This is a genomic window from Mycolicibacterium sphagni, assembly GCF_002250655.1.
Classification (GTDB): domain Bacteria; phylum Actinomycetota; class Actinomycetes; order Mycobacteriales; family Mycobacteriaceae; genus Mycobacterium; species Mycobacterium sphagni.
Map to the genome: position 1 here is coordinate 171,421 of NZ_NOZR01000004.1, position 13,514 is coordinate 184,934.

The 13,514-nt window shown below is 65.4% G+C and carries 11 protein-coding genes and 1 pseudogene; 6 read left to right on the forward strand and 6 right to left on the reverse strand.

All coding sequences use genetic code 11. The features are described from left to right. Positions 1-53: 53 nt before the first annotated feature. From CG716_RS06545 to CG716_RS06555, 3 genes and pseudogenes are all read left to right on the forward strand, one after another. Positions 54-326 (forward strand): hypothetical protein, encoded by a 273-nt coding sequence (locus CG716_RS06545; RefSeq protein WP_133066879.1) that lies wholly within the window; start codon positions 54-56, stop codon positions 324-326. Positions 327-512: 186 nt separating this feature from the next. Beyond that, positions 513-1,262 (forward strand): annotated as a pseudogene (locus CG716_RS06550) (L,D-transpeptidase); the annotation flags it as partial. A 127-nt stretch (positions 1,263-1,389) separates the two neighbouring features. Then, a complete protein-coding gene (locus tag CG716_RS06555; RefSeq protein WP_094477892.1) occupies positions 1,390-2,856 on the forward strand; it encodes a peptide MFS transporter in 1,467 nt (488 codons plus the stop codon). Between the two features lie 21 nt (positions 2,857-2,877). Here the strand turns inward: CG716_RS06555 and CG716_RS06560 are convergent, their stop codons facing one another. Together CG716_RS06560 and CG716_RS06565 are read right to left on the reverse strand one after the other, a co-directional pair. Further along, positions 2,878-3,636: a DeoR/GlpR family DNA-binding transcription regulator gene (locus CG716_RS06560; protein WP_094477634.1), complete on the reverse strand. Its 759-nt coding sequence runs from the start codon at positions 3,634-3,636 to the stop codon at positions 2,878-2,880. A 10-nt stretch (positions 3,637-3,646) separates the two neighbouring features. Next, a complete protein-coding gene (locus CG716_RS06565; RefSeq protein ID WP_094477636.1) occupies positions 3,647-5,632 on the reverse strand; it encodes a PTS mannitol transporter subunit IICBA in 1,986 nt (661 codons plus the stop codon). 177 nt (positions 5,633-5,809) lie between these two features. On the opposite strand from CG716_RS06565, the gene CG716_RS06570 reads away from it, so the two are divergent. Continuing rightward, the gene (locus tag CG716_RS06570) at positions 5,810-6,868 is read left to right on the forward strand and encodes a zinc-dependent dehydrogenase (protein WP_094477638.1); all 1,059 of its coding nucleotides are present in this window, start codon (positions 5,810-5,812) and stop codon (positions 6,866-6,868) included. 9 nt (positions 6,869-6,877) lie between these two features. Here the strand turns inward: CG716_RS06570 and CG716_RS06575 are convergent, their stop codons facing one another. From CG716_RS06575 to CG716_RS06585, 3 genes are read right to left on the reverse strand one after another with little or no spacing between them, the layout of a single operon-like run. Next, entirely contained in the window at positions 6,878-8,332 is a 1,455-nt protein-coding gene (locus tag CG716_RS06575) for an aldehyde dehydrogenase family protein (RefSeq protein WP_094477639.1), read from the reverse strand. A 1-nt stretch (position 8,333) separates the two neighbouring features. After that, on the reverse strand, positions 8,334-9,536 hold the full coding sequence (locus CG716_RS06580) for an acyl-CoA dehydrogenase family protein (RefSeq protein WP_094477641.1): 1,203 nt from the start codon (positions 9,534-9,536) through the stop codon (positions 8,334-8,336). Between the two features lie 3 nt (positions 9,537-9,539). After that, positions 9,540-10,883 carry an NAD-dependent succinate-semialdehyde dehydrogenase gene (locus CG716_RS06585; protein ID WP_094477643.1) on the reverse strand — a complete coding sequence of 448 codons (1,344 nt, stop codon included), beginning with the start codon at positions 10,881-10,883 and terminating at the stop codon, positions 9,540-9,542. A 110-nt stretch (positions 10,884-10,993) separates the two neighbouring features. Between CG716_RS06585 and CG716_RS06590 the strand changes: the two genes are divergently transcribed. Both CG716_RS06590 and CG716_RS06595 read left to right on the forward strand, forming a co-directional pair. Next, positions 10,994-11,623: a helix-turn-helix domain-containing protein gene (locus CG716_RS06590; RefSeq protein ID WP_234817729.1), complete on the forward strand. Its 630-nt coding sequence runs from the start codon at positions 10,994-10,996 to the stop codon at positions 11,621-11,623. Positions 11,624-11,669: 46 nt separating this feature from the next. Then, positions 11,670-11,918: a hypothetical protein gene (locus CG716_RS06595; protein WP_094477645.1), complete on the forward strand. Its 249-nt coding sequence runs from the start codon at positions 11,670-11,672 to the stop codon at positions 11,916-11,918. Here the strand turns inward: CG716_RS06595 and mhpA are convergent. Further along, positions 11,862-13,412, reverse strand: coding sequence for a bifunctional 3-(3-hydroxy-phenyl)propionate/3-hydroxycinnamic acid hydroxylase MhpA (mhpA, locus tag CG716_RS06600; protein ID WP_094477647.1), 1,551 nt, complete (start codon positions 13,410-13,412; stop codon positions 11,862-11,864). The genes CG716_RS06595 and mhpA overlap by 57 nt on opposite strands. Positions 13,413-13,514: the final 102 nt, after the last annotated feature.

A 13,514-nucleotide genomic window follows, 5' to 3' on the forward strand; every position in this document is an offset into this window, starting at 1 on the left:
CGATATGGCTACCCCGGTCGCAGAAACGCTCCAACCGACCGGAGGTGTGACACATGGATGCAGGCCGACGTTCCCGTTCGACGACGATTGCGGCAGCAGTGGGGTTCAACGCCGCGCTCGCAGGCGGTGTGTTGGTCGCTGCGACGCAGGTCGAGCGTGGTGGACCAGGGTCGGTGCTGTCGGATCCCGGATCCACTTCGGCACCGGCGCCAGGCTCGATGACGACTGGCGTGACCACGAGGACGTCACCTGGCCAGCCGTCAGCGTCGCCATCGGTGGCGACCCCGCAGATCACCACGACGCCGACCTCAGCGACGCCGGGTTAATCGCAATTGTCCAAATCCCCACCGATCCACCATGATCGATCGGTTGGTCCGTCGATCGTGGAGTGGTGAATGCGCGATATGAATCGCAGGGCACGGGTCCTGCTGTCGGTAGTGGTCGCCTTGATAGCACTGCAGGCCGCTCCGGCTGCCGTCGCACACGCTGATGATGTTCTGCCCAACGTGCGGTTCACCACCACATCCGGTGCGGCCCTGCAGAACGGCGGGACCTACGGCATCGGCACGGTCATCGTCGCGCACTTCGATGGTCCGGTCGGTGACAAGGGTCTGGCCGATCAGGCACTGCAGGTGGACACGTCGACAGGGGTTACGGGTGCGTGGCACTGGGTCGACGACCGCACCGCGCATTGGCGGCCGCCGCAGTACTACGACCCGGGCACCGTCGTCACCGTCACTCCGGGGCCGGGGCCGCCGTTGTCGTTCAACATCGGTGCCTCGCACGTGTCCATCGCCGATGACGCCACCAAGCAGGTGACTGTGTTCGACGGCGGAAAATTGGTGCGCACCATGCCCACATCGATGGGCCGCGGCGGTACCGACAAGGTCGGCAACACGACGCTGAGCTTCTGGACGCAACCAGGCATCTACACGGTTCTGGACAAGAGCAATCCGGTGATCATGGACTCCTCGACGTACGGCCTTCCGATCAATTCCCATCTCGGATACAAGGAGTCGATCAACTACGCGGTGCGCATCAGTACCGACGGTGTTTATCTGCACGAGTTGGACGCGACCGTGTGGGCCCAGGGCAATACCGATACCAGCCATGGCTGCCTGAACCTCAACCGCGACAACGCGATGTGGTTCTACAACTTCTCGGTGCCCGGCGACGTCGTCGAGGTCCGCAACTCCGGCGGCAAGCCGCTACAGCTGTGGCAGAACGGCGACTGGAGCGTCCCCTGGGGCCAGTGGGCGTAGCCCACCGGTGTCTCAGTGCGTAGCCCACCGGTGTCTCAGTGCGTAGCCCACCGGTGTCTCAGTGCGTGGTCGGCCCGCGGGTGTCGAAGCGCTGAACTGCGGTTAGCGATATGGCATCGTGCAAGCCATGGCCGATGCGATAGCAACCGAGAACGCGCCCGCGCAGAAGACATTCTTCGGGCATCCGGTCGGGCTGGCCAACCTCTTCGGCGTCGAGTTGTGGGAGCGCTTCTCCTACTACGGAATGCTGACCATCCTCGGGTACTACCTGTACTACTCGCTTACCGACGGCGGTCTCGGCCTACCCAAGGCCACGGCGACCGGCATCGTCGGCGCGTACGGCGGCCTCGTGTACCTGTCCACGGTGCTGGGTGGTTGGGTCGCCGACCGGCTGCTCGGTATGGAGCGAACGGTCTTGTACGGCGGGGTGGTGGTCATGTGCGGCCACATCGCGCTGGCCGTGCTGCCCGGACTGGCCGGCGTCGCCATCGGCTTGGTGCTGATCGCGCTGGGATCCGGAGCGCTGAAAGCCAATGCATCCTCACTGTTGGGCACGCTGTACGACGAGGGCGATCCGCGCCGTGACGGTGGGTTCACGCTGTTCTATCTGGGTATCAACCTCGGCTCGTTCGTCGGCCCGCTGATCACCGGCCTCTTGCAGACCAAGGTGGGATTCCATTACGGCTTCGGCGCCGCCGCGATCGGGATGGCACTGGGCCTGACCCAGTATGTGGTGTTCCGGCGCAATCTTGGCGGCCACGGGCGCACGGTTCCAAATCCGCTGTCGCACAAAGAGTTCTGGCGAACGGCCACTATCGCGTTGGTAGTCCTGGCTATCGCCGTGGTCGCGTTCGTCGTCGGCCTGATCACACTGGCCAACCTCTCGCAGGTGACCACCGGAATCCTCATCGTCGCCTCGATCGGCTATTTCGCGGTGATGCTGAGCAGCTCGCGGGTCGAGCCGCTGGAACGCACCCGAGTGCGCGCATTCATCCCTCTGTTCATCGCCAACGCCGTGTTCTGGTCGCTGTTCCAACAGATCTTCACGGTACTGGCGGTCTACTCCGACGAGCGGATGAACTGGTCCATCTTCGGATGGCGGGCCCCGTCGAACTGGATCGGCTCCATCGAACCGGTGTGGATCATCCTGCTGTCCCCGCTGTTTGCGGCGATGTGGACCAAACTGGGCCGGCGCGCGCCCACCACGCCGCGCAAGTTCGCCTATGGCGTTGTCGGCATGGGTGCCGCGTTTCTGCTGTTCCTGCCGATGGCCGGGACGACAGGTCGTAGTGTGCCCGCCCTTGCCGTGGTGGCGATCATGGGCGTCTTCGCGGTCTCGGAGCTGATGTTGTCACCCATCGGCCTGTCGGTCACTACACAGTTGGCGCCTAACGCTTTTCGGGCCCAGATGATGGCGCTGTACTTTTTCTCCGTCGGCCTGGGCACGGCGATGTCTGGCGTGCTCTCGGGTTACTACAGCCCGGACGGCGAGTTCGCGTACTTCGGCATCCTCGGTGCGGTCGCCATCGCCGTCGGCGTGGTGGTGTGGGTGCTGGCGCCCCGGGTCAGCCGCCTGATGGAGGGCGTGCACTGAGGTCACGCAGGGCGAGTCGAGCTAGGCGCGGACCACCGAAGGCCCCATCGCTTCGTAGCTGCGTGCCTCGGCGAGTGACAACTCTGCGCCCGTCACGATCGAGTCGAAATCGGATACTTCGGCGAACCGGCAGAAGCTGCTGACCCCGAACTTCGTGTGCGCGGCCACCAGGACCCGGCGGCGTGCGACTTTGACCGCGGTGTGCTTCACCGCGGCCACCGCAGGGTCGGGGGTGGTGAGGCCACGATCGGGTGAAATGCCGTTGGTCCCAAGGAAAGCGATGTCGATTACGAGGCCGCCCAGCATGTCGGTCGCCCAATGATCCACGGTGGCCAGGGTGCGGCCGCGCATCCGTCCGCCAAGCAGCAGGACGGTCACCGATTCGCTGTGGGCCAGGGCCTCAGCGGCCAACAGTGAGGAGGTCACCACCGTCAGCTCCAGTTCGGAGAGACGCTCGGCGATCAGCCGCGGCGTGAAACCCTCGTCCAAGTAGACCGTTTCGGCCCCATGCAGCAGTTCGGTGGCGGAGCCCGCGATCCGGTGCTTCTCGGCGAGGTCCACTTGACTGCGGTACTCGACTGTCGACTCGAATGCCGCGGTCTCCAGTGGGATGGCACCGCCGTGAGTCCGCTTGAGCATTCTGCGACTGGCAAGAACCTTCAGGTCGCGGCGGATCGTCTCGGCCGCGACGTCGAGCTCCTCGGCCAGTGCGGCTACCTCGACCCGCCCCCTGGTGCGGGCGAACTCGACGATGCGGCCTTGACGGGTGTCGGAATCCACGTGCGTATTCTCACCTGCCCGTGCCACCAAGCACCGACTGGACCTCCTCGGCACTCGTGGCGTCCCGCAGCCGCGCCACTTCGTCCTTGTTCAGGAAAACCCCGGCGATCTTGGTCAGCAGCGCCATGTGGTCCTTACCGGCGCCGGCGATGCCGACGACGAACTCGGCCGGTTTGCCATTCCAGTCGATCGGTTCGGCATAGCGCACGAACGAGATTCCGGTGCGCCTGATGGCGTCCTTGGCCTCGTTGGTCCCATGCGGGATGGCCAAGCCGTTGCCCATATACGTGGACACCGAGCCTTCCCGCGCGTGCATCGCGTCGACGTAGGACGGTTCGACAGCACCGCAGGTCACCAACAAGTCACCCGCCTCGCTGATCGCCGCGTCCCGCGTCGTAGCGGTGCCCGCCAGCACGATCGACTCGACGCCGAGCACCTCCCCGGCGGGTGCTTCCTCGGCAGGCTCCTCGGCGGCGGCTTTGGCGCCGCTGGTGTCATTGGCGGTGCCGAGTAGGTCCACGATCTCGTCGTATTGCGGTGCGGCCATGAAGTTCTCCACCGAGACGTGGACGGCCGACGGGGTCTTCTGGCGGGCTCGGTCGGTGAGGTCCTGGTGGGTGACCACCAGCCCGTAGGTGTCGGTGAGATTCGAGATCGCCTGGTTGGTGACCTTGACGTCGGTGAACCCGGCACCCTGGATCTTCTTGCGCAGCACCGAAGCACCCATCGCCGAAGAGCCCATGCCCGCGTCGCACGCAAACACGATGTTGGTGACCGGTCCGCGGCTGGCCGAACCCACGAGCGCCGAGGACACGCTGGACTTTTTGCCCTTCAGGGCCTCCATCCCCGCGGTCGCGGCGGCCAGGTCCCCCTCATCGTCGGACTTGTCGGTCTTGAGTAGTAGCGATGCGACCACGAACGAGACTGCGGCCGCACCGAATACCGACAGCGTGACGCCCAGGAAGCTGCCGGTGGCGGTCTGGGCGTAGACGGCGATGATCGAGCCGGGGGCGGCAGGTGCACGCAGACCGGATCCGAACAGCACGTTGATGAAGATGCCGGTCATGCCACCGAGGATCGTGGCCAGGATCAACTTGGGCTTCATCAGGACGTACGGAAAGTAGATCTCGTGGATGCCGCCGAAGAACTGGATGATCGCCGCACCCGGCGCCGACGCCTTTGCCGCACCGCGACCGAATGCCATGAACGCCAGCAGGATTCCCAGCCCCGGTCCTGGGTTGGCTTCCAACAGGAACAACACGGACTTGCCGGTTGCCAGGGCCTGGGTCGTGCCGAGAGGCGTCAGCACTCCGTGATTGATGGCGTTGTTGAGGAACAGCACCTTGGCCGGCTCGATGAAGATCGACGTCAGCGGCAGCAGATCGTGTGCGACCAGGAAATCGACGACCCTGCCGGCGCCGTGGCTGAAGCCTGACACGATCGGCCCGATGCCGAAGAAGCCGAAGGTAGCCAGGATGAGACCGACGATGCCGGCCGAGAAGTTGTCGATGAGCATCTCGAAGCCGGGGCGCACCTTGCCGTCCCAGATGGCGTCGACCTTCTTCATCACCCAACCGCCGAGGGGGCCCATGATCATCGCACCGAGGAACATCGGGATGTCGGTGCCCGCGATGACACCCATGGTCGCGATCGCGCCGACGACACCGCCGCGGATCCCGTACACCATCCGGCCGCCGGTGGCTCCGATCAGGATGGGCAATAGGTAGGTGATCATCGGCGCGACGATGCCGCCGGCGGCGAAGTCGCCCCAGCCGCCGATCTTGGCCACCCAGCCGCCCGGGTCGCGCAGTCCCGGGAAGATTCCGGTCAGCCACCCGGCCTTGATGAACAGTGCGGTGATCAAGCCCCAGGCGATGAACGCGCCGATGTTGGGCATGACCATGTTCGACAGCGACGTGCCCAGCTTCTGAACGTGAACCCGGGCGCCGGTCCGCGGCTTCGTCTCGGTGGTGGACAATTCGAGGCCTCCGATCATGAGGTGATGCCGGTCACATCTGACGACCAGTAAACCCCACATTCGGACATTCGCGCAAGCAATCGGTCATAAACGGGCGGAAATATCTGTGGCTTTATGCCCGAATTGTCGCTAGGGTGTTCTCCAGATGGTGCGGGATTACCGGCTGCGCCGAGCAACTTCGGAAGGACGATCCCCATGAAAGCCCTGCGCTTCTACGCCCCCGAGGATGTTCGGCTCGAGGATGTACCCGAGCCCACTTGCGGTCCTGACGAGGTCAAGATCCGGGTGCGCAACTGCTCGACGTGCGGCACCGACGTCAAGATCTTCTACAACGGTCACCAGAACCTGACCCCGCCGCGGACGATCGGGCACGAGATCGCCGGCGAGATTGTCGAGGTCGGTACGAAGGTCAACGCGACGTACGGCAGCGCCTGGCAGGTCGGTGACCGGGTCCAGGTGATCGCCGCTGTGCCGTGCGGGAAGTGTCACGAATGCCGCAAGGGCTGGATGGCGGTATGCCAGAACCAGACGTCGGTCGGCTACCAGTACGACGGCGGGTTCGCCGAATACATGATCGTGCCCGAGCAGGTGCTGGTGGTAGACGGTCTCAACCGCATCCCGGACAACGTCGGCTTCGATGAGGCTTCGGCCGCCGAGCCGTTCGCGTGTGCCATCAACGCCCAGGAACTGCTAGGTATCGAGGAGGGTGACACCGTCGTCGTCTTCGGTGCCGGCCCGATCGGGTGCATGCATATCCGGATCGCCCGCGGTGTGCACAAATGCGGCCCGGTCTACCTCGTGGATGTCAACGACAGCAGGCTCAAGATGTCGGCCGATGCCGTCGACCCCGACGAGGTCATCAATGCCGCCGACGTCGACGTCGTGGCCAAGGTCATGGAACTGACCGGCGGCCGTGGGGCCGACGTGGTCATCACGGCCACGGCGGCCAACATCACCCAGGAGCAGGCGATCGCGATGGCCGCGCGCAACGGGCGTATCTCGTTCTTCGGCGGCCTGCCCAAGACCAACCCGACGATCACGTGCGACTCCAACGTGGTGCACTACCGGCAGTTGCACATCCACGGGGCCAACGGCTCTGCGCCCGAGCACAACAAGCGAGCCCTGGAATACATCTCCACCGGGCAGGTTCCGGTCAAGGATCTGATCACCCGCCGCATTTCGCTCGACAACGTGTTGGATGCGTTCGGCATCGTCAAGAGCGGTGAGGCGATCAAGGTCACCGTCGAACCGTAGCTCGTGCGATCAAGACCCGCCGCGCAGATAGACCGTTGTGGTGTAGGTGAAGAACTCGCGTGCCGCGCCGCCCTGCTCCTTGGGGCCGAGCCCGCTCTTCTTCGCCCCGCCGAACGGGACGTGCGGATCAGCGCCCGCCGACTCGGAATTGATGTGCAGCACCCCGACGTCGATGTGCTCGACGGCGTCGAGCGCGCGGGCCAGGTCCCGAGTGAAAACTGCTGCGGACAAGCCGAATTCGCTGTCATTGGCCAGCGTGAACGCCTCATCGGCATCGGCCGCACGCCGCACCGCCAGCACGGGGCCGAAGAGCTCCTCGGTCCAGATGTCGGCGCGCCCGGTTACCTCGACGACGGTGGGTGCGACGAAGAAGCCTTCGGCCAGCAGTCCCTTGAAGTAGGGCTGGCCGCCGGCCAGCACCTCGACGCCGTCGTTGATCGCGGAGCCGAGGCCGCCGTAGATGTTCCGCTGGGCGGCACCGGTGATGACCGGCCCCATCTGTGTCGCCTCGTCCGTCGGATCGCCGACCACAAGTGCTTGCGCCCGGGTCGCGAGTTGGTCGAGGAATCGCTCAGCGATCCCCTCCGTGACGATCAACCGTGATGTGGCCGTGCACTTTTGGCCTGCGGACCGGAATGCCCCCAGCATCACCTGGTCCAGCGCCAGCCCGATGTCCGCGTCGTCGAGCACCACCGCCGCATTCTTCCCGCCCATCTCGGCTTGCACCGGCACACCGCGCGCTGCCGCGGTGGCGGCGATATCTCGACCCACTGCCGTCGAACCGGTGAAGCTGATCGCGTCGATGCCCGCATGGCCGATCAGTGCCTCGCCGATCGGAGAATCGCCGATCACCAGGTTCAGCACACCGGCGGGTAGACCCGCGGCAGTCAGTGCCTCCGTCAGCCGGAGCGCCAGCAACGGAACTGTGGTGGCCGGCTTCCACACCACGGTGTTGCCGTACACCAAGGCGGGGGCGATCTTCCATGCCGGGATCGCGATCGGAAAGTTGAAAGGGGTGATGACGGCGACGACGCCAATTGGCTTGCGAGTCACCAGGATCTGCTCACCTGCCCGTGGCGAGGCGAAGATCTCGCCGGCCTGCCGATCGCCCTCGTTGCCGTAGTAACGCAGGATCTGCGCGGCGCGCCGAACCTCGCCGACGCCCTCGGCTTTCGTCTTGCCTTCCTCGGTCGCCAGTTCCAGGCCCCAGGGCAGTGCATTGCTGTCGACTATCGCGGCAGCCTCGAGCAGAACGGCGCCACGAAGATGCATCGGTGTCCGGGCCCAGGCCTTACCGGCTTCACTCGCCGCGGTGACCGCACAGTCGACATCGTTCACCGTGGCGCTATTACCTTCGGCGACAACCACACTCGGCCGTGTCGGGTTTACGCTGGCCACCCGCTGACCGCTGCCCGCAGACCATTGGCCGGCGATCAGTTGCCGGAGTTCTTTCGCGTCGGTCATCTCAGCGGAACGCCGCTTGTCCGGTCAGCGCCCGCCCGATCGACAGTAGGTGCATCTCGGAGGTGCCCTCGTAGGTCAGTACAGACTCGAGGTTGTTGGCGTGCCGCAGGGGAGAGTACTCAAGGGTGATCCCGCTGCCGCCCAACAGGGTTCGACATTCGCGGGCGATGGCCAGTGCTTCGCGAACGTTGTTGAGCTTGCCCAGGCTGATCTGCTCGGGCCGGGCGCCTTCGGCGTCCTTCATCCGGCCCAGGTGCACGGCCAGCAACATGCCCTTGCCGAGTTCGAGGGTCATGTTGGCCAACTTCTCTTGCGTCAGCTGGAAACTCGACAACGGACGGTCGAAAACCTCCCGTTCGCGGGCGTAGGCGATCGCCGTCTCCAGGCTGTCGCGTGCGGCCCCCAGGGCGCCGAACACGATGCCGAACCGTGCCTCGTTGAGACAGGACAGCGGCGCACCCAGGCTGGTGGCTTCCGGCAGTTGCGCGGACGCGGGCAGCCGGACGTTGTCCAGCACCAGTTCCGAGGTCACCGAGGCCCGCAGCGACAGCTTTTTGTGGATGACGTTAGCGGTGAACCCGGGGGTATCCGTGGGCACCAGGAAACCGCTGATATCCCTGTTGCCGTCGCCCGTTCTCGCCCACACCGTGGCCACGTCGGCGAGATTGCCGTTGGTGATCCACATCTTGGTGCCGTCGAGCACCCAGTCGCCGCCGTCGCGCCGCGCGCGCGTGCGCATGCCGGCGGGGTTGGAGCCGAAGTCGGGTTCGGTCAGGCCGAAACACCCGATGGCCTCGCCGGTTGCCAGCCGGGGAAGCCACTCGTTCTTCTGCTCGTCGGAGCCGTAGCGGTAGATCGAGAACATCGACAGCGAACCCTGCACCGACACGAAGCTGCGGAAACCGCTGTCACCGGCTTCGAGCTCCATGCAGGCCAGGCCGTAGCTGACCGCGTTGGTCCCGGCGCACCCATAGCCCTGCAGGTGCATGCCCAACAAGCCCAGCTGTCCGAACTCCTTGCCGAGTTCTTTTGGCAGCGTGGCGGATTCGAACCAGTCCTCGATGTTCGGCCGCAGCCGGGTGTCGACGAACTTGCGCACCGTGGCCGCGATGTCCCGTTCGTCGGAGTCGAGCAGGCGGTCGGTTGCGAACAGCTCTAGCGGGTCGTAGAGGTCTTTCTTGGCCGGCGCCGCGGTGGTGCTCATGGTTTATCCGATCCGGATCAGTTTCTTGTTGACGAACTCGTCGATGCCGAACCGGCCTAGTTCGCGGCCGAAGCCCGAGCGCTTCACTCCGCCGAACGGCAGCTCGACACCGTCGGCGCCGACCACGTTCACGAACACCATTCCAGCATCGATCTTGTCTGCTACCCGCTTGGCCTGTTCTTCATCCGTGGTGAACACATACGAGCCGAGACCGAAGGGGATGTCGTTGGCCAACTCGACGGCCTCGTCCTCGGAGTTCACCTTGAACACCATCGCCACCGGGCCGAACAGCTCCTCGCGATAGGTCGCCGAATCGGGCGAGACTCCGGTGAGGACACCGGGCGGGAAGTAAGCGCCCTCGCGCTTGCCCTCGGAGACCAGTTTGGCGCCGTCGGCCACCGCGCGGTCGATCTGCTCGGCAAGGTGCTGTGCGGCGCCGAGCGAGGACAATGGGGCCAGGCCGTCGGCCGCCTCGACGACCTTCTTGGTGAACTTGTCGAGGAACTCGTCGTAGAGCGGGGCGGCCACGATGAAGCGCTTGGCCGCATTGCAGGCCTGCCCGGTGTTCTCGAACCGGCCCGCCATGGCCGCCTCGACCGTGGCCTCCAGGTCATCGCTGCTCAGCACGATGAACGGGTCGGAGCCGCCGAGTTCCAGCACGACCTTCTTCAGGTTGCGGCCGGCGATCTCGGCGACCGCGGCGCCGGCGCGCTCGGAGCCGGTCAGCGACACCCCCTGCACCCGCGGGTCGGCGATGGCGTCGGCGATCTGCTCATTGGTCGCATACACGTTGACGTACGCACCGGCGGGGTAGCCGGCGTCGTCGAAGATCTGCTGGATGGCCTCGGCCGACTCCGGACACTGCGGCGCGTGCTTGAGCACGATCGTGTTGCCCAGCGTCAGGTTCGGTCCCGCGAAACGGGCGACCTGGTAGTACGGGTAGTTCCACGGCATGATGCCGAGCAGCACGCCCACCGGGCCGCGCTTGATCACCGCGCTGCCGTCACCGTCGAGCAGCTGGATCGGCTCGTCGGCGAGAAACGTCTCGGCGTTGTCGGCGTAGTACTCGTAGATCGCGGCGCTGAATTCCACCTCGCCGAGGGCCTGGTCCAGCGGCTTGCCCATCTCGCGGTGAATGATCTCGGCCAGCTTCTCGCGGCGCTCGGTGTGCAGAGCGGCCACCTTGCGGATCAGGGCGACCCGGTCGGCCAGGGTCGAGGTCTTCGACCATTCCCGGTACGCCTTGGCTGCCGAGGCCAGCGCCAGCTCGATCTGCTCGTCGGTAGCGGTCGGGTACTCCCGCACGACTTCACCCGATTTCGGGTCGACCACTGCGTACAGACTCATTGTTCCGCCCTGATGGTTTAGTGGTGTAAAACTTATGAAAGTTATATACCGCTAAACTTTGGCCGCGCAAGGCCCCGCGGCCGATCGACCGGTGAAGGTGAGGTGTCCCGATGTCGCAACAGGACACGTCACGGGACGACGCCACGGGCGGCGAAGTTCTCGCCGGGGTCGACGGCTGGATGACCCGGCTTGGCCCGAAGCTGCGCACGCTGCGCAAAGAGCGCGAGCTGACCCTGGAGGCCGTCGCCGACCGCGCGGGACTTACCAAAGGATTCCTGAGCTTGCTGGAACGCGGCCAGACCACGATCTCGGTGCCGAACCTCCTCAAGGTCTGCGAAATCCTCAGTGTTTCAGTGGGTTCGCTGTTCGACTACCCCGAATCAGCGGTGGTGCGCGGCGGTGACGGCGCGCCAGTGGAGATGGGCGGCAGCGGAATCCGCGAGTACCTCCTGACGCCGGAGACCGAGCGCAACCTTCAGGTGATGCGTTCGGTGCTGCGCCCCGGTGGCGGCACGGGTGGCGCCTACACCTTGGAGTCGGAAACCATCTTCGTGTTCGTGCTTCGCGGGTGCCTGCGGCTGACCGTCGACGGTCAGGAGTCGGTCCTCAAAACCGGCGACTGCTACACCTTCTCGGCCAAGGCCGTGCACTCCTGGGACAACCCTGGGCAGGACGAGAGTGAAGTGCTCTGGTCGATTGTGCCGCCGATCCCGCGGAATTCCGTTCCAAATCGAGCCTGAACGTGCTCTACTGACCAGACTGTACGTGCCGGGGGAAGGTGTTCGGGTGGTCAAGAAGGCAGCGGGAAAGCGCGCCGACGGCGACGAAACGCTCGCCGTCGATCGACGCGTACGGGTCTATGTCGACACCGACGATGAGGTACGCGGTGTCATTGTGGAGGATTTCGGCGACTTGGCCGGTCATGCGGTCGATGTCGGTGATGTGCACATCTCGGATGCGGCGCGGCGCTGGGCGGTCCTATTGGACGCTGGAACCCTGGTTTTCGTCGACAGCCACCAGATAGCGCCCGAGTAGGGCAGTCAACTCCCCGGCATCCCGACCGCAATGCAGGACTGTGCGATCGGGCCGGATGATCGCTGCACCGGCCCGGCCGTTTCGCAGCCAGTTCGCTAGTTCATCACCCGGGCCCGCCACATGGACTGTGGCGCCGTATCGTTCGGTGACGAGTCGGTCGGCTGCAGTCGGGTTCTGTGTCGTCACGATGGCAAAGCCATTGCCCAACAGGTCGTCGAGACGCACACCCGCGGAATCGACGGCGTTGGGACACAACGTCCCGCCGAGTTGATTGCGACGATGTGACCGATGGACCAGCGCCGACCGGTGCAACGGTGGTGTGCGCGAGTCGGTCACCCGCTCGCGCAGGCCGGGCAACCGGTGGATCTGCGGAACGATGGTGCGGCGCAGCATGTTGCCGATCTCGCCGCCGGAGGTCATCGCCCGGCCGACCGTCAACGCCAGGCCGATCATCTTCCGCGCGTGAGGTTTTCGCTCCTGTTCGTAAGTTTCCAGCGCGCCGGGATCCAGCGTCCCCTTGATCACCCCGGCGAGCTTCCAGGCCAGGTTCATCCCGTCGCGTAGGCCCGCTCCCATACCCTGGCCCACGAACGGCGGGGTCAGGTGCGCGGCATCGCCGAGCAGGAAGATGTTGGCGCACCGCCAGCGGTCGGCGAGCTGGGCCCGAAAGGTGTACTCCGCGACCCGAATCAGATTGAGTTCGGCGATGGCCGCCCTGGAGGTCCATGGCGCCAGAAGTGGGGCAAGGGCTTCGACGGTGCCGAAATCGCCGGCGATCTCGTCGGGCCGCAGTTGAAACTCCCAGCGGTAGCGCTCGTCGCCGATCTGCATGAAGGTCCCGGCCCGCCGCGGGTCGCACAGTTGGTGGACGCCGGACCACTGGCCCAGGTCGGCCGTGGTGGCCACGTCGACGACCAGCCAGCGTTGCTCGAACCGCAAGTCGCGCATGGTCGATCCGATCCGTGCGCGGACCAGACTGTTGGCGCCGTCGCAGCCGAGCACGTAGTCGGTCTCGATGGCCTGTTCGTGGCCGTTGGCGCGGTCGGTGTAGGTGATCCGGGTGCGGCCATCGGAGAGGGCGACGACATCGGTGACCTCGACGTTGCCCCGCAGTGTGGCCAGCGGATGGCGCGCGAGATTGGTCCGCAACAATGCCTCCAACTCGGGTTGGTCGAACATGTTGGCTTGCGGGTAGCCATGCGGTGTGCGGGCGGGGTCCCGGTCGAACTCGGCCAGCACCCGCATGGTGGGGTCGAGCAATCGCAGGCCGAGTGCAGGCCGGGAGATCTTGGCGAATTCCTCGGCGATCCCGAGCCGGTGGATGATGCGGAACACCTCGTCGTCGAGATGGACGGCGCGGGGCTGGGGATAGGTGTCGGCATAGCGATCGAGGACCAGGCTGCGCACACCGTATTGGGCCAGCAGAGTGGCGGCCGTGATGCCGGTGGGTCCGGCGCCGACGACCACCACGGGTGGTGAATCAGTGCAGCTCATGCGGCTCCTTCTCGGCGGCTGAGGAAATCGTCACTAGTGAGAACCGGTAGGATTCGTCCGTGACCGAAGCGCCGATCAACCGCCTGGAGCGCCGCAAGCAGC

What these genes read in the sequence shown, in the direction of transcription:
- CG716_RS06545 (WP_133066879.1), top strand. Translation starts at nt 54, where the DNA reads ATGGATGCAGGCCGACGTTCCCGTTCGACGACGATTGCGGCAGCAGTG.
- CG716_RS06555 (WP_094477892.1), top strand. Translation starts at nt 1,390, where the DNA reads ATGGCCGATGCGATAGCAACCGAGAACGCGCCCGCGCAGAAGACATTC.
- CG716_RS06565 (WP_094477636.1), bottom strand. Translation starts at nt 5,632, where the DNA reads ATGATCGGAGGCCTCGAATTGTCCACCACCGAGACGAAGCCGCGGACC.
- CG716_RS06570 (WP_094477638.1), top strand. Translation starts at nt 5,810, where the DNA reads ATGAAAGCCCTGCGCTTCTACGCCCCCGAGGATGTTCGGCTCGAGGAT.
- CG716_RS06575 (WP_094477639.1), bottom strand. Translation starts at nt 8,332, where the DNA reads ATGACCGACGCGAAAGAACTCCGGCAACTGATCGCCGGCCAATGGTCT.
- CG716_RS06580 (WP_094477641.1), bottom strand. Translation starts at nt 9,536, where the DNA reads ATGAGCACCACCGCGGCGCCGGCCAAGAAAGACCTCTACGACCCGCTA.
- CG716_RS06585 (WP_094477643.1), bottom strand. Translation starts at nt 10,883, where the DNA reads ATGAGTCTGTACGCAGTGGTCGACCCGAAATCGGGTGAAGTCGTGCGG.
- CG716_RS06590 (WP_234817729.1), top strand. Translation starts at nt 10,994, where the DNA reads ATGTCGCAACAGGACACGTCACGGGACGACGCCACGGGCGGCGAAGTT.
- mhpA (WP_094477647.1), bottom strand. Translation starts at nt 13,412, where the DNA reads ATGAGCTGCACTGATTCACCACCCGTGGTGGTCGTCGGCGCCGGACCC.